Here is an 18,239-nt window from a genome sequence, read left to right on the forward strand (position 1 = left end):
AGCGGCACGACTGCCAGCAGCCGAGTGGGTCCCCTCCCGGAGGGGGCCCCTCCTGGCCGAGGATGATGTCCGTGCAGGTACCCACGACAGGCAACCGCATCATGGCGGTGATCAACCGTGATCCGCTGACCGCTCCGCACGCCCTGCGCAACGACGCGCTGCTCGCCGTCGTCGCCGCCGCACTCGCGGTCGCTCTCGCGCTGTTCGTCGACGACGGGCGCCGGCCCGACGCGCTCGGCTGGGCGCTGTTGCTCGCCTGCCACGTGCCGCTGGCGTGGCGCCGCCGCCGTCCGCTGCTCGTGCTGCTCGCGATCGTGGTCTGCGTCGCCCCGTATCACGCCCTCGACAACACCCACACGGCGCCGACCCCGGCCGCCTACATCGCGCTCTACACCGTCGCCGTCACCGGTCGCCCGCTGCGTACCGTCCTGGTCGGCGTCGGTGTCATCACCCTCTCGACGGGTGTGATGCTCACCGTCAGCGCGCACGAGGCGCTGAGGGTGCTCCAGATCTCCGGCTGGGTCGTCGCCGTGCTGTTCTGCGGTGCCGACGTGCGCTTCTACCGCCAGTACGTCGCCTCCATCGTGGAGCGCGCCGAACGTGCCGAACGCACCCGGGAGGAGGAGGCCCGGCGTCGGGTCGCCGAGGAGCGGCTGCGGATCGCCCGGGACCTGCACGACCTGCTCGCGCACAGCATCACCCTCATCGGCGTGCAGACCTCGGTCGCCGCCCACGTGCTGTCCGCCGACCCCGAGCGGCTCGACCGGGAGACCGTGGCCAAGGCCCTCGACGACATCGCCGAGACCTGTCGCAGCGCCCGGGGCGAACTCCGTACGACCCTGGAGGTCTTGCGCGAGCACGGCACCCCGGACGTCCGCGGCCCGCTGCCCGGCCTAGGCGGTCTGCCGGATCTGGCGGAGGCCGCGCGGCTCGCCGGTGCCCGGGTCGAGCAGACCGTGCGGATACGGCAGGCGCCGCCCGCCGTCGGTGCCGCCGCCTACCGCATCGTGCAGGAGGCGCTGACCAACGCCGTACGGCACGCGGGGCCCGAACCGGCCGTCCGGGTCGACCTGGTGGAACGGGAGGGCGCCCTGCACCTGTCGGTCAGCGACGACGGCACGGGACCGGCCCCGGGCGGCACCCCGGGCTTCGGAATCGTCGGAATGCGCGAGCGGGCGCGCACGGTGGGTGGCACACTCGACGCCGGTCCACGTGCGGACGGCGGCTTCGAGGTGACCGCCGTACTGCCGCTGACGATGACGGGGGCCACGGGGGAGGGGACCGGATGACCATACGAGTGCTGCTCGCGGACGACCAGACCCTGGTACGGGAGGCGTTCGCGCTGCTCGTGGAGTCGGCCCGGGACATGGAGGTCGTCGGCCAGGCCGCCTCCGGCCGGCAGGCCGTGCGACTGGCCCGCAGCGAGCGCGCCGACCTCGTCGTGATGGACATCCGCATGCCCGACCTGGACGGCATCGAGGCGACCCGGCTCATCGCGGCCGACGAGGACCTCGCGGGCGTCCGCGTCCTGGTCCTCACCACGTACGACACCGACGAGAACATCGTGGAAGCCCTGCGGGCCGGCGCCTCCGGGTTCCTGGTGAAGGACACCAGGCCGGCCGAACTCCTCGACGCCATCCGTACGGTCGCGGCCGGGGAGTCCCTGCTGTCGCCCGGGCCCACGGCACGGCTGATCGAGCGGTTCCTGCGCAGCCCCTCGGCACCTCGGACCGGCGGGCCGGAGTGCCTGTCCGACCGCGAGCGGGAGGTGCTGTCGCTGGTCGCGCGCGGCCTCAACAACACCGAGATAGCCGAGGCGTTGGGGTTGAGCCCCCTGACCGCGAAGACGCACGTCAGCCGCATCATGGGCAAGCTGGCGGCCCGGGACCGGGCGCAGTTGGTCATCGTCGCGTACGAGTCGGGGCTGGTGACCCCGGGGAGCGTCTGACGGACGGGCACCGTCCGGCCGCGGAGTTCTAGAGCAGCCCTGCCGCCGTCAGGTAGGTGCCGACCCGCTCCACCTCGTCCTGCGACAACGGCACCTGCGGCTCCGCCGTGACCGGGCAGTCGATCACGCCCCGCAGGTGCAGCGCGGCCTTGAAGGCGCCGATCGCCGAGGATCCGGGGCCCATGCGGGCCGGGTCGCCGACGGTGACCAGGCCGAACAGGGCGCACAGCCGCTCCTGTTCGGCACGGGCCTGCGCCCACTCCCCGGCGCGGCACAGGCGGTCCAGGCGGGCGTAGCCGTGCGGGTCGACGTTGCCGAGTCCGGGCACGGTGCCGTCCGCGCCGACCGCGAGCGCCGCGTCGACGATCAGCTCGGAGCCGGTCAGCACGCTGAAGCCGGTGATGCCCTGGTGGGACCGGGCGCCGGTCACGACCTGGCGGAAGGCGGCCAGGTCGCCGCTGGAGTCCTTGAGCGCCGCCAGGACACCGTCGGCGGCCAGCTCCAGGACCACGTCCGCGGGCAGCTTCGTGTGGACGGCGACGGGGATGTCGTAGGCGACCACCGGGACCGGGCTCGCGGCGGCGACCGCGCGGTAGTGGCGGGCGATCTCCGCCGGGTGGGTGCGGGCGTAGAACGGGGCGGTGACGACGACCGCGTCCGCGCCCGCCGCCGTCACCGCCGCGACATGGTCCAGGACCCGGGCCGTCGTCATGTCGATCGCCCCGGCCAGCACCGGGAGCTGTCCGCCCACGTGCGCCGCGACCGACTCGACCACCCGCCTGCGCTGCGCGTCCGTCAGATACGCCGCCTCCGAGGTCGAGCCGAGCACGAACAGGCCGTGCACTCCGCCGGACACCAGATGGTCGACCAGCCGGAGCAGCGAGGGGACGTCCACCTCGCGGTCCGGTGTCAGGGGTGTGCATACGGGCGGGATGACACCGGTCAGCGGGGTGATCGTCATGGGGCCTCCATCGCGTCGCTGCGGCGGACGAGGTCGCGGGTCGACTCGTCCTCCCGGACAGGATGGTGGCAGCGGAAGCGGTGCGCGGGCGCCGACGCGACCGAGAAGCCCGGCATCTCCTGTGCGCACGTCCCGTCCGCCTTCCAGCAGCGGGTGCGGAACGGGCAGCCGCTCGGCGGGCGCGTCGCCGACGGGACCGGGCCGGCCAGCGGGATCGGGTCGATCGGGTCGAGCAGGCCGGGCGTGGCGGAGAACAGGGCGCGGGTGTACGGGTGCCGGGCCCGGTCGGTGACCAGGGCGGCCGGGGACTCCTCGACGATCCGGCCCAGGTACATGGTGATCACGCGGTCGCTCATCCGCCGGACCGTCTGGATGTCGTGCGAGACGAACACCAGGGCCAGGCCCAGGCGTTCCTTCAGGTCCAGCAGCAGATTGAGGATCTGGGCGCGGACCGACACGTCCAGGGCGCTCGTCGGCTCGTCCGCCACGACCAGGTCCGGGTCCAGTGCCAGCGCCCGGGCGATCGCGACGCGCTGCCGCTGCCCGCCCGACAACTGGCCCGGCAGGGCGTCGGCGAGGGCCCGGGGGAGGCCGACCAGGGACATCAACTCCCGGACCCTCGCGTCGCGTTCGCTCTTCGTGCCCCGGTCGTGCACGTCCAGCGGGTCCCGCAGGATCTGCCGTACGGTCAGGCGGCGGTTCAGGGCCGTCGACGGGTCCTGGAAGATCATGCCGGTGCTGCTGCCGACGGCGCGGCGGCGTTCGGCGGGCGGCATCGTCCACAGGTCGCGGCCCCGGAACGACACCGTCCCGCGGGTCGGCCGTTCCACGCCCACCAGCACCTTCGCCAGCGTCGACTTCCCGCAGCCCGACTCGCCCACCACACCGACGGTCTCGCCGGGCGCGATCGCCAGGTCGGCGCCGGTCAGGGCGTACACTCGGTCGCGGGTGAACAGGCCGCCGCTGCGGGCCTTGTGCACGACGTGCGCGTCGGAGAGCTCCACCAGAGCGGGCCGCGCGGTCATGACACCGCCTCGGTCCCGGTGGTCGCCGGCTCTATGGCCGGGTGGTGGCAGGCCGCCGTGTGGGCCGCGGTGCCGGCCAGGACCGGTGCCGTCGTACGGCAGATCTCGCTCGCGCGCGGGCACCGGTCGGCGAACCGGCACCCGGCCGGGAAGTCGGCCGGAGACGGCACGACCCCCTTGATCTGCGTCATCCGCTCCTGCGCCGTCTCCAGCGACAGCACGCTGCCGAGCAGGCCGCGCGTGTAGTGGTGGGCCGGCGCCTCCACCAGGTCGGCGGTCACGCCCGTCTCCACGATCTGCCCGCCGTACATCACCACCACCCGGTCGGTGACGTCCGCGACCAGCGCCAGGTCGTGCGAGACCAGGATCAGCGCGAAGCCCAGCTCCTCGCGCAGCCGCAGCAGCAGCTCTATGACCTGGGCCTGCACGGTCACGTCGAGGGCCGTCGTCGGCTCGTCGGCGACGATCAGCTTCGGGTCGCGGGACAGGGCCATGGCGATCAGGACGCGCTGGCGCTGCCCGCCGGACAGTTCGTGCGGGTAGCTGCGCAGGGTCCGCTCGGGGTCGAGGCCGACCATCGTCAGCAGCTCGGCGGGACTGCGCCGCCCGCCCCGCCGGACGACCTGCTTCAGCTGCGCGCGGATCGTCATGGCCGGGTTCAGCGACGACAGCGCGTCCTGGTAGACCATCGCCATCTCGTGGCCCAGGAGCCTGCGGCGTACGCGCATCGGCTCGGCGAGCAGGTCCCGCCCGCCGAACCGGACCCGGCCGCCGACGCGCGCCCCCTTCGGCTGGAGGCCCATGATCGCCAGCGCGGTCAGCGACTTGCCGCAGCCCGACTCGCCGACCAGGCCCAGGACCTCACCGGGATGCACCTCGAAGCTGATGCCGTCCACGATGTCCACGCCGCCGTGCCGCTGGTCGAAGCCGATGGCGAGGTTCTCCACCGCGAGCACCGGCTGCCCGTCCCGGGGCAGCCGACGGGCCCGGGCCCGCAGCCGCCGGGCCGCTTCCGTCAGGCCGGGCAGTTGCAGGACCTCGCCGCTGCCGGGCTCCGGCGCCTCCACCGGGTCGTCGCCGGGTGCGTCGACCTCCCGCGCCGAGGGGGCCGCCCACGCGTCGGACACGCCCTCGGACAGGATGTTCAGCGACAGCACCGTGACCAGCATCAGCAGCCCGGGGAACACCGTCGCCCACCAGCCGCCGGTCAGCACCATGTTCTTGCCGTCCGCGATGACACTGCCCCAGGACGGGTCCGGCGGCCGAACGCCCGCTCCGATGAAGGACAGCGACGCCTCGAAGACGATCGCCTCGGCGACCTGCACCGTGCAGAACACCAGCACGGGCGCGGCGCAGTTGATCGCCACGTGCTTCAGCACGATGTGCGGTGTCCGGGCGCCGATCACGCGTTCCGCCGTGACGTAGTCCTCGCCGTACTGGTCGAGGACGTTCGCCCGGACGACGCGGGCCACCGGCGGCGTGAACAGGAAGGCGATCGCGCAGATCAGCACCGTGATGCCACCGCCGAACACCGCGACCAGCACGGCGGCGAGCGCGATGCCCGGGAATGCCATGACGACGTCCAGGCAGCGCATCAGCGTCTCGTCGACCGCCTTGCGCGAGGTGGCCGCGACCGCCCCGAGCAGCGCTCCGGCCACCAGGGCCAGGCCGGTGGCGCCGAGCCCGATCGCGAGCGACCAGCGCGCCCCGTACATCAGCCGGCTGAGGATGTCCCGGCCGAGGCTGTCCTGGCCCATCCAGTGCCCGGCGGAGGGATGCCCGGTGCCGTCGACGGGCGGCTGCTGGTCGAGCGGGTCGTGCGGGGCGAGCAGCGGGGCGAGCAGCGCCAGCAGGACGACGACCGCCAGGAAGCAGACGGCGGCCTTCGACAGCAACGGCAGCCGACGCCACCCGCGCAGCCGCACGCCGGGCCGGGAGAGCGCCTCGGTGAGGCTCTTGCGGGTCAGCAGGGGGGTCATCATGCGGTCGCATCCCTCAGTCGCGGGTTGACCAGCAGGTAGAGGACGTCGATGACGAGGTTCACGACGACGAACCCGGCCGCCGTGGTCAGGACGACGCCCTGAACGACGGCCGGATCGCCGTTCTTCACGGCGTCGATCATCAGCTTGCCCATGCCGGGCAGCGAGAAGATCGTCTCGATGACGACCGCGCCGCCCAGCAGGTAGCCGACGCGCAGTCCGAGCACCGTGAGGGGGTTGATGAGCGCGTTCCGCAGCACGTTCCGCCCGACCACCACGCGCGGTGGCAGCCCGCTGCCGATCGCCGTCCGTACGTAGTCCTTGTCCAGCTCCTCCACCACGGCCGTCCGCACGATCCGGGTCAGTTGCGCCGCCACCGGGAGGGAGAGGGCGAGGGCGGGGAGCGTCATGGTCTTCAGCCAGCCGGTGAAGGAGTCGGCCGGGTTGACGTAGCCGCCGGTCGGGAACCAGCCCAGGTCGACCGCCAGGTACTGGATCATCAGCAGCGCCAGCCAGAAGCCGGGCGCCGCGACACCGGTCAGCGACACGACCCGGATGATCTGGTCGGGCAGCCGGTCCCGGTAGATCGCCGCGGTCACCCCGCCCACGAGGGACAGCACGACCGCGACGCCCAGACCCAGGAAGGTGAGCTGGAGGGTGAGCGGCAGCGCGGTGGTGACCTGGTCGACGACCGGTGCCCGGGTCAGCGCGCTGGTGCCCATGTCGCCGTGCAGCAGGTCGGCGACGAAGTCGGCGTAGCGCACGGGCAGTGGGTCGAGCAGGCCGTGTTCCTCGCGGAAGTCGTGCAGTTGCCGCGGCGTCGGGTTGGCGCCCTGGAAGAACGCGGACGCCGGGTCGACGTCCGAGAACCGCATCACCAGGAACACGAACAGCACGATGCCGAGCATCAGCGGCACGAGCAGGGCGACACGGCGCAGCAGGATCCGCAGGACGGCCGTCATACCGCTAGGCCCACTTGGCCTGGAGGAGGTTGATGCCCGGGTAGGGCTGTGCCCTTATGCCGCTGAGCCGCTTCGGGTCCCAGGCCGTCATCAGCTCGTTGTGGACGACCGGGTAGAGCACGGCCTGTTCGGCGACGACGTCGATGTAGTCCTGGACCATCGCCTTCTTCTTCTCCGGGTCCGGCTCCCGGGTGGCCCGGTCCATGTCCCTGAAGAGCGCCTTGGCGACGGGGTCGCCCGCCCACCGCGTGTACTGCATCCACAGGTTCTCGGGCCCGTAGTTGTAGTGCATGATCAGGTCGGCGTCGAGGCCGAACTGGTTGGGGTTCGAGGCGGCGGCGACGACCTGGTAGTCCTGCTTCTGGTCCATCTTCGTGAACACGGCCGTGGTCTCCTGCGGGGACAGGGTCGTCTTCACGCCGATCGCGTCCCAGGACGCCTTGATGGTGGGCAGGCAGTCGACGATCCAGCTGACGTTCACCGCGAGGATGTCGATGCTCAGGTCCCTGACCCCGGCCTCCTTCAGCAGTGCCTTCGCCTTGTCGGGGTCGTGGTCGTAGACGGTCCTGGCCCGGCGGTAGGACGGGTTGCTCTCGTCGAGGAAGGAACTCGACGGCTTGCCGTGGCCCTTGAGCGCCACCTCCACCATCTTCTCGGTGTCGATGGCGTAGTGCAGGGCCTGACGCACGCGCACGTCGTCGAAGGGCTTGTGCCGGGTGTTGAACATCAGGAACAGGTTGTTCATCCCGGCCCCGCCGGCGACCGTCAGCCCGCCGCTCTCCAACTGCGCGATGTTGGCGTACGGGATGTTGTCCGCGATCTGCGCGCCCGCGCTCGACCCCGAGATCTTCGCGACGCGGGGTGCCGCGTCCACGATCGTCAGCCAGTTCATCTTCCGGAAGGCCGGCTTGCGCGGGCCGTTGTAGTCGTCGAACGCCTCGAAGGTGGTGTTCGACTTCGGGTGGTGCGCGGTCTGCCGGTAGGGCCCCGAGCCGATCGCCTTGCCCTTGATGGCGTCGTCCCAGGCGCCCGGCTGCGAGAACACGTGTCTGGGCATGATCTTGGCGAGGGTCAGCCGCGAAAGCCCGTCCGGGAAGGGGAACTTGAGCACCAGCTCCACCTTCCGCGCGTCGATCTTCCGGACCTCCTTCAGCCAGCTCGCGAAGAAGCCCTTGGCGAGGGTCTGGGTGTCCGGGTCGAGGATCCGTTCGAAGACGAAGACCACGTCGTCGGCGGTCACGGGCTTGCCGTCGTGGAACTTCGCCCCGGCCCGCAGCGTGAACGTCCAGGACGTGCTGCCCGGGTCCTTCGGCACCTCGGTCGCCAGGGCCGGGTACGGCTCGCGGGAGATCGGGTCGGTGTCGAGCAGGCCCTCGTAGATGTGGTTGTTGGCGGCCATGCAGAACGCCGACGCGGTCTGGGTGGGATCCCAGCTGCCGTCGTTGCCGTAGCCGATCACGGCGGTGAGGGTCCGGTCCCGGCCGCCGCCCCCGCCGGTGTCGTTCGTGGACTCCGGCCCGGACGAACAGGCCGACAGCGACGCGGAGACGGCGGCGGCCGCGCCCAGCGCGCCGGTGTACTTCAGGAACTGCCGGCGGTGCGGCGCCGGCACGTCGTGGGTCACGTCGCGCACGGGGTCCTCCAGCGAGAGGTCTGGAAAGGAGACAAGGGAGCGAGCAGCGGAGATACGACGTCCTACGTCCTGCGGTCAGCGCGACGATAGGAGGGGCCGTGGGGGCGGTCAAGGGATCGCACACGAATGGCGTATCTGCCACAGGTCGGACCAATGGCACTGGGAAACGCCGTGAGTTGATGACCTGTCAGGGCCGGTCCGGACCGGGTACCGCCAGAGGTGGGACGTGGGACGTCCGGGGCGCGTACGATGCGGCGCATGTCCGAGGAGCCCAGGACCAGCCGGATACAACGCCAGGTCGTGCAGCTCATCCTCGACCGCAGACTCACCGCCGGTGCGCCGCTGCCCACCGAGGCCGAACTCATGGAGGACCTCGGCGTCAGCCGCAACTCCGTCCGCGAGGCCCTCAAGGCCCTCCAGGCCCTCGACATCGTCGAGATCAGACACGGCTACGGCACCTACGTCGGCCAGGCCTCCCTCACCCCCCTCGTCGACGGCCTGACCTTCCGCACCCTGGCCCGGCACGACGACGACCCCGGCGCCCTCGCCGAGATCCTCCAGGTCCGCGAGGTACTGGAAGAGGGCCTGATCCGCCGGGTCGCGGCGACGGTCACCGAGGCGGAACTGGACCGGCTGGAGGGCGTGGTGACCCGCATGGAGCGCGCGGGCGGCACGGGCCGCTCCTTCCCGGAACTCGACCGCGAGTTCCACGAGATCTTGTACGCCTCCCTCGGCAACGCCCAGCTCCTCGGCGCCTTCTGGACGGTCTTCCGGCGGGTCTCCGGCGCCCGCGGCTGGACCGCCGACCCGTCCCCCGAGATCACGGTCCGCCGCCACCGCGACATCGTCACCGCCCTGCGCGCCCGCGACGTCGAGGGCGCGCAGCGGGCCATGGCGGTGCACTTCCGGGGGATCGAGGCACGGGCGGCACAGGAGTCACGAGGGGTGGGCTGATTCCGCTCCCCGGGGGAGCGGGCACGGAGCATGATGAGGGGCGTGACCCAGCTGTGGAGTGAGAGCGGCGCCGGCGTCCTGAGACTGCCTTCCGGCCGGTTGGTGCGGGGACGAGGTCTCCGGCACCCCATGGACCCCGGCGCGCAGCTTCCCTCCTACGGCGTCTACCTGCTCGGCCGGCAGCCGCCCGGGGTTCCCTGGGAGGCGTGTTGGATCCGCTGGCCCGACTTCCGCCTCCCGTCGGATCGGGCAGCCGCCCGCGAGGTGCTGGCCGAAGCCTGGGAGCGGGCCGCCGGGGAGCGCGTGGAGATCGCCTGCGGCGGAGGACGTGGCCGCACGGGCACGGCTCTGGCCTGCCTCGCGGTCCTGGACGGCGTACCCGGCGAGGAGGCGGTGGCGTACGTGCGCCGGCACTACGACAGGCATGCCGTGGAAACGCCCTGGCAGCGGCGGTTCGTACGCCGGTTCGGTAGGGGATGAGCCCCTCCTCAAACGCTGTTCGGGCGCCTCACCATGAAGATGTCGACCGGATCCTGGGATTCGATCGTGAAGCCGTGGCGTTCGTAGAGGCGGCGGGCCGGGCTGCCCTGGAGGACGTTCAGGCGGACCAGGGCGTTGTCCGCGTCGGTCCGGGTCAGCAGGGTGTGGAGGACCGCCGCTCCGAGCCCTCGGCCCTGGAGGGCCGGGGCGAGATAGAAGTGCTCCAGCCAGTGGCCGTTCTCGTCGGTCTCGGACGGGCGCAGGGCGACGCTGCCCGCGAAGGAGCCGTCGGCCTCGATGATCGAGGTGTGCCGGGCGGAGAAGCCGTCCCGCAGGCGCTGCCTGACCCGGTGTGCGTCGTAGCGGCCCAGGCGCTCCAGATCCGGGCGCATCACCACCGCCCGCAGCTCCGCTATCGGCTCGACATCGGCCGGCTCGGCCGGGCGCATGGTCCAAGACTGTTCCATGGAGGGGGATCGTAGGCGCGAAATCGTCCGCACACCGCTTATCGGCAATCAGCTTTTCGCATTGCCGAACCCCTTTGTGCTGCCCCGCAGTTGTAGGGCACAGACCCCTCCCGAGTGTAGGCGCGGAGCGTCACCGCGGAGATGCGAAGAGTGAAACTCCGAAAGGAGGGGGAGCACGGTGGAGGCACGACACTCGGCGCTCTGCGCCGAAGAAGCGGAGGATGCGGTGAAAGAATTGCGGGCAGAACTCGCCAAGGCCGGAATTATCCTGCCGTCACTGGGGCTCGACCCGGTGAGTCTTGCGCGGGAAGCACCCTGTCCGCTCATGGAATCCGGCGGGTGTTCCGTTCGGACCGCCCGGCGGCTCGCGGCGGTGCCGCGATGAAGCCCCCGGTCGGCGCGTACGTCGTGGACACCCGCAGCGGCCGCATCGGCATCGTCATGGGGCATGAGGGGCCCTACGTGCAGCTGAGGCCGTACGGGGGCGGGAAGGAGTGGGACGCCGATCCCGCTGCCGTCCGGCACGCCACCCCGGCCGAGCGGCTGCGCGCGGCGACGGCGTACGCCAACGCCCGCAGCAGGGGCGAGGTCCCTTGACCTCATGACCCTGCGAGAATGGCGCCATGAGTCTGTTCCGCGACGACGGCATCGTGCTGCGCACCCAGAAGCTGGGTGAGGCGGACCGGATCATCACGCTGCTCACCCGCGGTCACGGACGGGTACGGGCGGTGGCCAGGGGCGTGCGCCGGACGAAGTCGAAGTTCGGTGCGCGCCTCGAACCCTTCTCCCACGTCGACGTGCAGTTCTTCGCCAAGGGAAGCGAGCTGGTCGGGCGCGGGCTGCCGCTGTGCACGCAGAGCGAGACCATCGCCCCGTACGGGGGCGGGATCGTCAGCGACTACGCGCGGTACACCGCCGGGACCGCGATGCTCGAGACCGCCGAGCGGTTCACCGACCACGAGGGGGAGCCGGCCGTGCAGCAGTACCTGCTGCTCGTCGGCGGGCTGCGGACCCTCGCCCGCGGGGAGCACGCGCCGCACCTCGTGCTGGACGCGTTCCTGCTCCGGTCCCTCGCCGTCAACGGCTACGCCCCGAGCTTCACCGACTGCGCGAAGTGCGGTATGCCCGGGCCCAACAGGTTCTTCTCGGTCGCCTCGGGCGGTTCCGTCTGCGCGGACTGCCGGGTGCCCGGCAGCGTCGTACCCTCGCCCCAGGCCCTGGAACTCCTCGGCGCGCTGCTTACGGGAGACTGGGAGACCGCGGACGCCTGCGAGGCGCGGTACGTCCGGGAGGGCAGCGGGCTGGTGTCCGCGTATCTGCACTGGCACATGGAGCGCGGGCTGCGCTCCCTGCGCTACGTCGAGAAGTAAGCGAAGCAAGCGAGCACGAGGAGACGAGAAACACATGGCCGTACGCGGGATCCTGGGGCGGCAGCGCCGGGAGTACAGGACGCCGGAGCCGCACCCGTCCGGCGCGCGGCCGCCGAAGCTCCCCGGGGAGCTCGTACCGCAGCATGTGGCGATCGTCATGGACGGCAACGGGCGGTGGGCGAAGGAGCGGGGCCTGCCGCGCACCGAGGGGCACAAGGTCGGCGCCGAGCGGGTGGTCGACGTGCTCCAGGGCGCCATCGAGATGGGCGTGGGCGCCATCTCCCTGTACGCCTTCTCCACCGAGAACTGGAAGCGTTCGCCGGACGAGGTGCGCTTCCTGATGAACTTCAACCGGGACTTCATCCGCAAGTCCCGCGACCAGCTGGACGAGCTGGGTGTGCGGGTGCGCTGGGTGGGGCGGATGCCCAAGCTGTGGCGGTCCGTGGCCAAGGAGCTCCAGATCGCCCAGGAGCAGACCAAGGGGAACGACCGGCTCACGCTGTACTTCTGCATGAACTACGGCGGGCGCGCCGAGATCGCCGACGCCGCCCAGGCGCTCGCGGCCGATGTGAAGGCCGGGAAGCTCGATCCGTCGAAGGTCAACGAGAAGACCTTCGCGAAGTACATGTACTACCCGGACATGCCGGACGTGGACCTGTTCCTGCGTCCGAGCGGTGAACAGCGCACCTCCAACTACCTGATCTGGCAGAGCGCGTACGCCGAGATGGTCTTCCAGGACGTGCTGTGGCCGGACTTCGACCGCCGGGACCTGTGGCGGGCCTGCCTGGAGTACGCCTCGCGGGACCGCCGCTTCGGCGGGGCCATCCCGAACGAGGAACTGCTGGCCATGGAGGGCAAGCAGCAGTAGGTCTCACGGCCGTTCCGAGATCTGGCGGTCGCGCAGTTCCCTCAGGGGCGCGGGGAACTGCGCGACCGGCCGCTACCGACCCGCACCCCGATGGCCGGGCCTCACCTTCACGGCGAACAACGGCTCAACCGCCGGAGGACTTCGCGCAGTCGGCGCACGTGCCGAAGATCTCCACCGTGTGGGCCACGTTCACGAAGCCGTGCTCGGTGGCGATGGCCTCCGCCCACTTCTCCACGGCCGGGCCCTCGACCTCGACGGCCTTGCCGCAGCCGCGGCACACCAGGTGGTGGTGATGGTCGTCGGTGGAGCAGCGCCGGTAGACGGACTCGCCGTCGGCGGTGCGCAGGACGTCGACCTCGCCGGCGTCGGCGAGGGACTGGAGGGTGCGGTAGACCGTGGTGAGCCCGACCGAGTCGCCCTTGTGCTTGAGCATGTCGTGCAGTTCCTGCGCGCTGCGGAACTCGTCGACCTCGTCCAGGGCCGCCGCCACGGCGGCACGCTGCCTGGTGGCGCGGCCCTTCACGGACGGTCCAGCGGTCGTCACCGTTGCCTCCTCACGTCTGCCTTGCCCGGGCCATTGTGCCAGCCCGGGGCGGGGGCGGTCAGACGCCGACTTCGTCGGCTGTCTCCCGGGTGCCCGGAATCGTGCACTCGGCAGGGTCGTGGGCGGGATCCGCGGCGGTCCGGGCACGGGCGCGGCGGCGGGCCAGCGGAGCCGCGAGCGCCGTCAGCACGACGAAGGCGCCGATGGTCAGCAGCACGATCGTCGCGCCGGGCGGCACGTCCTGGTAGTACGAGGTGACGGTCCCGCCGATCGTCACGCTCACGCCGATGGCGACGGCGATCACGAAGGTCGCGGCGAAGCTGCGGCCGATCTGCTGGGCGGCCGCGACGGGCACCACCATCAGCGCGCTGACCAGCAGCAGGCCGACCACGCGCATAGCCACCGTCACCGTGACGGCCGCGGTGATCGCCGTCAGCAGGTTCAGGGCGCGCACCGGCAGGCCCGTCACCCGGGCGAACTCCTCGTCCTGGCTGACCGCGAACAGCTGCCGGCGCAGGCCGAGGGTGACCAGGACGACGAAGGCGGCCAGCACGCAGATCGCCGTGACGTCCGACTCGGACACCGTAGACAGGGAGCCGAACAGGTACGACGTCAGGTTGGCGTTGGAGCCCGTCGGCGCGAGGTTGATGAACATCACACCGCCGGCCATGCCGCCGTAGAACAGCATCGCGAGGGCGATGTCGCCTCGGGTCCTGCCGTACCAGCGGATCAGCTCCATGAGGACCGCGCCGAGGACGGAGACGAGGGTCGCCATCCACACCGGGGACCAGGTCAGCAGGAAGCCCAGGCCGACGCCGGTCATCGCCACGTGCCCGATGCCGTCGCCCATCAGGGCCTGGCGGCGCTGGACCAGGTAGATCCCCACCGCGGGGGCCGTGATGCCGACCAGGACGGCGGCGAGCAGCGCCCGCTGCATGAAGGCGTAGTCGAGGAAGTCCATCAGCTCAGCAGTCCCGTGCGGATCGGTTCGGCGCCCGCGGGTGCGTGCGGGTGTACGTGGTCGTGGCCGGGGAGGGCGTGCTGCCCGACCGCCTTCGGGGGCGGGCCGTCGTGCACGACACAGCCGTCGCGGAGTACGACCGCCCGGTCGATGAGGGGCTCCAGGGGGCCCAGTTCGTGCAGCACGAGCAGCACGGTCGTGCCCTGCGAGACCTGCTCGCGCAGCGTGTGCGCCAGCACCTCCTGGCTGGCCAGGTCCACACCGGCCATCGGCTCGTCCATGATCAGCAGTTCCGGCTCGGAGGCCAGGGCACGGGCTATCAGGACGCGCTGGTGCTGGCCGCCGGACAGGGCGTTGACCGAGTCCTTGGCCCGGTCGGCCATGCCGACGAGCTCCAGCGCCTGCCGCACGGCCGTGTGGTCCGCCTTGCGCAGCACGCCGAAGCGGGCCCGGGACAGCCGGCCGGAGGAGACCACCTCGGTCACCGTGGCGGGCACGCCGCCCGCGGCCGTGGTGCGCTGCGGGACGTAGCCCACGCGGTGCCAGTCCCGGAACCGCCTACGGTCCGTGCCGAACAGCTGGATCTCACCGGCGCCGGTCTGCACCTGGCCGATGATGCTGCGCACGGCCGTGGACTTGCCGGAGCCGTTCGCGCCGAGCAGCGCGACGACCTCGCCGTGGTGCACGGTGAGGTCGATGCCGCGCAGGACGGGGCGCGAGCCCAGGTCCGCGCGGACGCCGCGCAGGGATATGACGGGCTCGGTCATGCCGTCCTCCGATGGGTCGATCACTTGGCTCCCAGAGCCGTCTGCAGGGCCTTGAGGTTGGCTTCCATGACCTGGAAGTAGTCGTCGCCGCGGGACTTGTCCGTGATGCCCTCGAGCGGGTCGAGGACGTCCGTCTTCAGGTTGGCGTCCCGGGCCAGGGTCTTCGCGGTCTTGTCGGAGACCAGTGTCTCGTAGAAGACGGTGGTGACGCCGTCGGCCTTGGCCTCCTGCTGGAGCTCCTTGACCCGGGCGGCGCTGGGCTCGCTCTCGGGGTCGAGGCCGGAGATGGCCTCCTGGGTGAGGCCGTAGCGCTCGGCGAGGTAGCCGAAGGCGGCGTGGTTGGTGAAGAAGACCTTGGTCCTGCTGTTCTTCAGGCCGTTCTCGAAGTCGCCGTTGAGCCCGTTCAGCTTCTCGACCAGGGCCGCGGTGTTCTTCCTGTAGTCGGCCGCGTGGTCCGGGTCGGCCTTCTCGAACGCCTTGCCGACGCCCTCGGCGACCTCGGCGTACTTCACCGGGTCCAGCCAGACGTGCGGGTCGCGGGCGTGCTCCTCCTCCTCGGCGTGGCCTTCCTCCTCGGCGTGCCCCTTCTCGCCCTCGTGGCTGTGCTCGGTGTTGCCGTGGTCCTCGAGGGTCGTCAGGGTGGCCGCGTCGATCTTCGTCTTGATGCCGGTCTGCGAGACCGCCTCGTCGACGGCGGGCTGGAGGCCCTTGAGGTAGAGCGCAGCGTCGGCCTCTTCGAGCTGGGCCCGCTGCTTGGTGCTGATCTCCAGGTCGTGCGGCTCCTGGCCGGGTTCGGTCAGGCTGGTGACGTTCGCGTGGTCGCCGCCGATCTGCTCGGCGAGGAACGCCATCGGGTAGAACGACGCGACGACGTCGAACTTGTCGGTGTTGCCCGTCGCCGCGCTGTCGCTGGAGCAGGCGGAGAGGGCACCGAGGCCGAGAGCGGTGGCCGCGGTGACCGCGGTGGCGGGTATGAGGCGTCGTCGTACGTTCATGACACTCATTTTCAACAAATATGGAAACCGTTGTCAACAAACCGGCTGAGCGGGTTCCGGGAGGGGGCCTGGCGGTCGCGGAGGGGGAGCGATTTGATTGAGGGGGCGCCCCCGCCGGTAACCTGAAGCATTCGCTGGAAGCAACTCGCTTCGTCGCCCGTCGTCGTAATGAAGAGAGCACCGTGGCCGCCGACAAGATCGACACCATCGTCAGCCTGAGCAAGCGCCGTGGCTTCGTATTCCCCTGTAGTGAGATCTACGGCGGTCAGCGCGCCGCTTGGGACTACGGCCCCCTGGGTGTCGAGCTCAAGGAGAACCTCAAGCGCCAGTGGTGGCGCTACATGGTGACGTCGCGCGAGGACGTCGTGGGCATCGACTCGTCCGTGATCCTGGCCCCCGAGGTCTGGGTCGCCTCCGGCCACGTCGCCACCTTCACGGACCCGCTGACCGAGTGCACCTCCTGCCACAAGCGGTTCCGCGCGGACCACCTGGAGGAGGCGTACGAGGAGAAGAAGGGCCGCGCCCCCGAGAACGGCCTCGCCGACATCAACTGCCCCAACTGCGGCAACAAGGGCCAGTTCACCGAGCCCAAGCAGTTCTCGGGCCTGCTGTCCACGCACCTCGGCCCGACCCAGGACTCCGGCTCCATCGCCTACCTGCGGCCCGAGACCGCGCAGGGCATCTTCACCAACTTCTCCCAGGTGCAGACCACCTCCCGCCGCAAGCCGCCGTTCGGCATCGCCCAGATGGGCAAGTCGTTCCGCAACGAGATCACGCCGGGCAACTTCATCTTCCGCACCCGCGAGTTCGAGCAGATGGAGATGGAGTTCTTCGTCAAGCCGGGCGAGGACGAGAAGTGGCAGGAGTACTGGATGGAGCAGCGCTGGAACTGGTACACCGGTCTCGGCCTGCGTGAAGAGAACATGCGGTGGTACGAGCACCCGAAGGAGAAGCTCTCCCACTACTCCAAGCGCACCGCCGACATCGAGTACCGCTTCCAGTTCGGCGGCAGCGAGTGGGGCGAGCTGGAGGGCGTCGCCAACCGCACCGACTTCGACCTCGGCGCCCACTCCAAGGCCTCCGGCCAGGACCTCACCTACTTCGACCAGGAGGCCGGTGAGCGCTGGACCCCGTACGTCATCGAGCCCGCGGCCGGTGTCGGCCGCGCGATGCTGGCGTTCCTCCTCGACGCCTACGTCGAGGACGAGGCGCCCAACGCCAAGGGCAAGATGGAGAAGCGCACCGTGCTGCGCCTCGACCCGCGCCTGGCGCCGGTGAAGGTCGCGGTGCTGCCGCTGTCCCGGAACCCGGAGCTGTCCCCGAAGGCCAAGGGCCTCGCCCAGGCGCTGCGCCAGAACTGGAACATCGAGTTCGACGACGCCGGCGCGATCGGCCGCCGCTACCGCCGCCAGGACGAGATCGGCACGCCGTTCTGCGTGACCGTCGACTTCGACACGCTGGAGGACAACGCGGTCACCGTCCGCGAGCGTGACTCGATGAAGCAGGAGCGTGTCTCCCTCGACCAGATCGAGGGCTACCTGGCGGCCCGCCTGGTCGGCTGCTGATCGCCCCTGGGCCCACGACGGTGCCGGGTTCCTCTGCGGAGGGGCCCGGCACCGCCGCGTTTCAGTGGCGGGATTGGTCCTCCAGCGCCGCTGCCGATTGGCCCTGTTCCCGGGACCGGCGCGGCGCCAGGGTGAGCCCATGAGCATCGCGTTTCTGCTGACCACTCTCGTCGTCGTCGCCACGCCGGGCACCGGAGTCGTCTACACCCTCGCCGCCGCGCTCTCCCGGGGCCGGCGCGCGAGTGTCGTCGCGGCCGTCGGGTGCACGCTCGGGATCGTGCCGCATCTGCTGGCCACGGTCACCGGGGTCGCCGCCCTGCTGCACGCCGGCGCGACCGCCTTCCAGGTGCTGAAGTACGCCGGGGTCGCCTACCTCCTGTACATGGCGTGGGCGACGGTGCGGGACAAGGACGCGCTCGTGGTGGAGGAGCGGTCGGCGCCGGTGTCCGCGCGGCGGGTGATCGTGCGGGGTGTGCTGATCAACATCCTCAACCCGAAGCTGACGATCTTCTTCTTCGCGTTCCTGCCGCAGTTCGTGAGTCCCGGGGAGCCGCACGCGGTGGCGCGGATGGTGGGGCTCGGCGGGGTGTTCATGCTGACGACCTTCGCCGTGTTCGCCGCGTACGGGGTGCTGGCCGCGTCGGTGCGCAGCCATGTGGTCGGGCGGCCCCGGGTGATGGCGTGGCTGCGGCGCGGCTTCGCCGGGTCGTTCCTGGCGCTGGGGGCGAAGCTGGCGTTCACGGCGCGGTAGCCGAGAGTT

At 71.1% G+C, this 18,239-nt stretch carries 20 protein-coding genes; 10 read left to right on the top strand and 10 right to left on the bottom strand.

Features of this window, described 5'->3' with window-relative positions:
• Window positions 1-101 precede the first annotated feature (101 nt).
• Together GTY47_RS38095 and GTY47_RS38100 are read left to right on the top strand one after the other, a co-directional pair.
• A complete protein-coding gene (locus tag GTY47_RS38095; protein ID WP_173937414.1) occupies window positions 102-1,289 on the top strand; it encodes a histidine kinase in 1,188 nt (395 codons plus the stop codon).
• Window positions 1,286-1,948: a response regulator transcription factor gene (locus GTY47_RS38100; protein WP_029181329.1), complete on the top strand. Its 663-nt coding sequence runs from the start codon at window positions 1,286-1,288 to the stop codon at window positions 1,946-1,948. The genes GTY47_RS38095 and GTY47_RS38100 overlap by 4 nt, the downstream gene beginning before the upstream one ends.
• Before the next feature lie 28 nt (window positions 1,949-1,976).
• On the opposite strand, the gene GTY47_RS38105 is transcribed toward GTY47_RS38100, so the two are convergent.
• The 5 genes from GTY47_RS38105 to GTY47_RS38125 are packed head-to-tail and all read right to left on the bottom strand — an operon-like array spanning window position 1,977 to window position 8,508.
• The gene (locus tag GTY47_RS38105) at window positions 1,977-2,909 is read right to left on the bottom strand and encodes a dihydrodipicolinate synthase family protein (RefSeq protein ID WP_010042112.1); all 933 of its coding nucleotides are present in this window, start codon (window positions 2,907-2,909) and stop codon (window positions 1,977-1,979) included.
• Window positions 2,906-3,934, bottom strand: a complete 1,029-nt coding sequence (locus tag GTY47_RS38110; RefSeq protein WP_010042115.1) for an ABC transporter ATP-binding protein — start codon at window positions 3,932-3,934, stop codon at window positions 2,906-2,908. Before GTY47_RS38110 ends, GTY47_RS38105 begins: the two co-directional genes overlap by 4 nt.
• Window positions 3,931-5,913, bottom strand: a complete 1,983-nt coding sequence (locus tag GTY47_RS38115; RefSeq protein ID WP_173937415.1) for a dipeptide/oligopeptide/nickel ABC transporter permease/ATP-binding protein — start codon at window positions 5,911-5,913, stop codon at window positions 3,931-3,933. The genes GTY47_RS38110 and GTY47_RS38115 overlap by 4 nt, the downstream gene beginning before the upstream one ends.
• Complete coding sequence (locus tag GTY47_RS38120) at window positions 5,913-6,875, bottom strand: ABC transporter permease (protein ID WP_010042119.1); 963 nt, start codon at window positions 6,873-6,875, stop codon at window positions 5,913-5,915. Before GTY47_RS38120 ends, GTY47_RS38115 begins: the two co-directional genes overlap by 1 nt.
• A 4-nt stretch (window positions 6,876-6,879) precedes the next feature.
• Window positions 6,880-8,508 carry an ABC transporter substrate-binding protein gene (locus GTY47_RS38125; RefSeq protein ID WP_010042121.1) on the bottom strand — a complete coding sequence of 543 codons (1,629 nt, stop codon included), beginning with the start codon at window positions 8,506-8,508 and terminating at the stop codon, window positions 6,880-6,882.
• 249 nt (window positions 8,509-8,757) lie between these two features.
• On the opposite strand from GTY47_RS38125, the gene GTY47_RS38130 reads away from it, so the two are divergent.
• The gene (locus tag GTY47_RS38130) at window positions 8,758-9,462 is read left to right on the top strand and encodes a FadR/GntR family transcriptional regulator (RefSeq protein WP_029181332.1); all 705 of its coding nucleotides are present in this window, start codon (window positions 8,758-8,760) and stop codon (window positions 9,460-9,462) included.
• A gap of 33 nt (window positions 9,463-9,495) precedes the next feature.
• On the top strand, window positions 9,496-9,942 hold the full coding sequence (locus GTY47_RS38135; protein WP_029181333.1) for a hypothetical protein: 447 nt from the start codon (window positions 9,496-9,498) through the stop codon (window positions 9,940-9,942).
• An 8-nt stretch (window positions 9,943-9,950) separates the two neighbouring features.
• Here GTY47_RS38135 and GTY47_RS38140 read toward each other — a convergent pair whose 3' ends face one another.
• Window positions 9,951-10,409, bottom strand: a complete 459-nt coding sequence (locus GTY47_RS38140; protein WP_040903439.1) for a GNAT family N-acetyltransferase — start codon at window positions 10,407-10,409, stop codon at window positions 9,951-9,953.
• Between the two features lie 178 nt (window positions 10,410-10,587).
• Here GTY47_RS38140 and GTY47_RS42005 point away from each other — a divergent pair, with 178 nt between their 5' ends.
• From GTY47_RS42005 to GTY47_RS38160, 4 genes are read left to right on the top strand one after another with little or no spacing between them, the layout of a single operon-like run.
• Window positions 10,588-10,794: a hypothetical protein gene (locus GTY47_RS42005; RefSeq protein WP_078602875.1), complete on the top strand. Its 207-nt coding sequence runs from the start codon at window positions 10,588-10,590 to the stop codon at window positions 10,792-10,794.
• Window positions 10,791-11,006, top strand: a complete 216-nt coding sequence (locus GTY47_RS38150; RefSeq protein ID WP_020273158.1) for a hypothetical protein — start codon at window positions 10,791-10,793, stop codon at window positions 11,004-11,006. Before GTY47_RS42005 ends, GTY47_RS38150 begins: the two co-directional genes overlap by 4 nt.
• A gap of 26 nt (window positions 11,007-11,032) precedes the next feature.
• The gene (gene recO, locus GTY47_RS38155; RefSeq protein ID WP_010042130.1) at window positions 11,033-11,779 is read left to right on the top strand and encodes a DNA repair protein RecO; all 747 of its coding nucleotides are present in this window, start codon (window positions 11,033-11,035) and stop codon (window positions 11,777-11,779) included.
• Window positions 11,780-11,813: 34 nt separating this feature from the next.
• Window positions 11,814-12,647 (top strand): isoprenyl transferase, encoded by an 834-nt coding sequence (locus tag GTY47_RS38160; protein WP_010042132.1) that lies wholly within the window; start codon window positions 11,814-11,816, stop codon window positions 12,645-12,647.
• A gap of 124 nt (window positions 12,648-12,771) precedes the next feature.
• Here the strand turns inward: GTY47_RS38160 and GTY47_RS38165 are convergent, their stop codons facing one another.
• Genes GTY47_RS38165 through GTY47_RS38180 form a run of 4 tightly spaced genes read right to left on the bottom strand, consistent with a single transcriptional unit; the run spans window position 12,772 to window position 15,914 of the window.
• Window positions 12,772-13,191: a transcriptional repressor gene (locus tag GTY47_RS38165; RefSeq protein WP_010042133.1), complete on the bottom strand. Its 420-nt coding sequence runs from the start codon at window positions 13,189-13,191 to the stop codon at window positions 12,772-12,774.
• A 58-nt stretch (window positions 13,192-13,249) separates the two neighbouring features.
• Window positions 13,250-14,152 carry a metal ABC transporter permease gene (locus tag GTY47_RS38170; RefSeq protein WP_010042134.1) on the bottom strand — a complete coding sequence of 301 codons (903 nt, stop codon included), beginning with the start codon at window positions 14,150-14,152 and terminating at the stop codon, window positions 13,250-13,252.
• Window positions 14,152-14,919: a metal ABC transporter ATP-binding protein gene (locus GTY47_RS38175; RefSeq protein ID WP_010042136.1), complete on the bottom strand. Its 768-nt coding sequence runs from the start codon at window positions 14,917-14,919 to the stop codon at window positions 14,152-14,154. Before GTY47_RS38175 ends, GTY47_RS38170 begins: the two co-directional genes overlap by 1 nt.
• Window positions 14,920-14,939: 20 nt before the next feature.
• Window positions 14,940-15,914 (bottom strand): metal ABC transporter substrate-binding protein, encoded by a 975-nt coding sequence (locus GTY47_RS38180; RefSeq protein WP_010042138.1) that lies wholly within the window; start codon window positions 15,912-15,914, stop codon window positions 14,940-14,942.
• A 182-nt stretch (window positions 15,915-16,096) separates the two neighbouring features.
• Between GTY47_RS38180 and GTY47_RS38185 the strand changes: the two genes are divergently transcribed.
• Both GTY47_RS38185 and GTY47_RS38190 read left to right on the top strand, forming a co-directional pair.
• The gene (locus GTY47_RS38185) at window positions 16,097-17,479 is read left to right on the top strand and encodes a glycine--tRNA ligase (RefSeq protein WP_010042140.1); all 1,383 of its coding nucleotides are present in this window, start codon (window positions 16,097-16,099) and stop codon (window positions 17,477-17,479) included.
• Between the two features lie 139 nt (window positions 17,480-17,618).
• Complete coding sequence (locus tag GTY47_RS38190) at window positions 17,619-18,230, top strand: LysE family translocator (protein ID WP_010042142.1); 612 nt, start codon at window positions 17,619-17,621, stop codon at window positions 18,228-18,230.
• The last annotated feature ends 9 nt before the right edge of the window (window positions 18,231-18,239 follow it).

Source organism: Streptomyces sp. SID5464, from assembly GCF_009862985.1.
Lineage (GTDB): Bacteria > Actinomycetota > Actinomycetes > Streptomycetales > Streptomycetaceae > Streptomyces > Streptomyces chartreusis_D.

What these genes read in the sequence shown, in the direction of transcription:
- GTY47_RS38120 (WP_010042119.1), bottom strand. Translation starts at nt 6,875, where the DNA reads ATGACGGCCGTCCTGCGGATCCTGCTGCGCCGTGTCGCCCTGCTCGTG.
- GTY47_RS38160 (WP_010042132.1), top strand. Translation starts at nt 11,814, where the DNA reads ATGGCCGTACGCGGGATCCTGGGGCGGCAGCGCCGGGAGTACAGGACG.
- GTY47_RS38150 (WP_020273158.1), top strand. Translation starts at nt 10,791, where the DNA reads ATGAAGCCCCCGGTCGGCGCGTACGTCGTGGACACCCGCAGCGGCCGC.
- GTY47_RS38100 (WP_029181329.1), top strand. Translation starts at nt 1,286, where the DNA reads ATGACCATACGAGTGCTGCTCGCGGACGACCAGACCCTGGTACGGGAG.
- GTY47_RS38140 (WP_040903439.1), bottom strand. Translation starts at nt 10,409, where the DNA reads ATGGAACAGTCTTGGACCATGCGCCCGGCCGAGCCGGCCGATGTCGAG.
- GTY47_RS38170 (WP_010042134.1), bottom strand. Translation starts at nt 14,152, where the DNA reads ATGGACTTCCTCGACTACGCCTTCATGCAGCGGGCGCTGCTCGCCGCC.
- GTY47_RS38115 (WP_173937415.1), bottom strand. Translation starts at nt 5,913, where the DNA reads ATGACCCCCCTGCTGACCCGCAAGAGCCTCACCGAGGCGCTCTCCCGG.
- GTY47_RS38130 (WP_029181332.1), top strand. Translation starts at nt 8,758, where the DNA reads ATGCGGCGCATGTCCGAGGAGCCCAGGACCAGCCGGATACAACGCCAG.
- GTY47_RS38135 (WP_029181333.1), top strand. Translation starts at nt 9,496, where the DNA reads ATGAGGGGCGTGACCCAGCTGTGGAGTGAGAGCGGCGCCGGCGTCCTG.
- GTY47_RS38095 (WP_173937414.1), top strand. Translation starts at nt 102, where the DNA reads ATGGCGGTGATCAACCGTGATCCGCTGACCGCTCCGCACGCCCTGCGC.
- GTY47_RS38105 (WP_010042112.1), bottom strand. Translation starts at nt 2,909, where the DNA reads ATGACGATCACCCCGCTGACCGGTGTCATCCCGCCCGTATGCACACCC.
- recO (WP_010042130.1), top strand. Translation starts at nt 11,033, where the DNA reads ATGAGTCTGTTCCGCGACGACGGCATCGTGCTGCGCACCCAGAAGCTG.
- GTY47_RS38190 (WP_010042142.1), top strand. Translation starts at nt 17,619, where the DNA reads ATGAGCATCGCGTTTCTGCTGACCACTCTCGTCGTCGTCGCCACGCCG.
- GTY47_RS38180 (WP_010042138.1), bottom strand. Translation starts at nt 15,914, where the DNA reads ATGAACGTACGACGACGCCTCATACCCGCCACCGCGGTCACCGCGGCC.
- GTY47_RS38110 (WP_010042115.1), bottom strand. Translation starts at nt 3,934, where the DNA reads ATGACCGCGCGGCCCGCTCTGGTGGAGCTCTCCGACGCGCACGTCGTG.
- GTY47_RS38175 (WP_010042136.1), bottom strand. Translation starts at nt 14,919, where the DNA reads ATGACCGAGCCCGTCATATCCCTGCGCGGCGTCCGCGCGGACCTGGGC.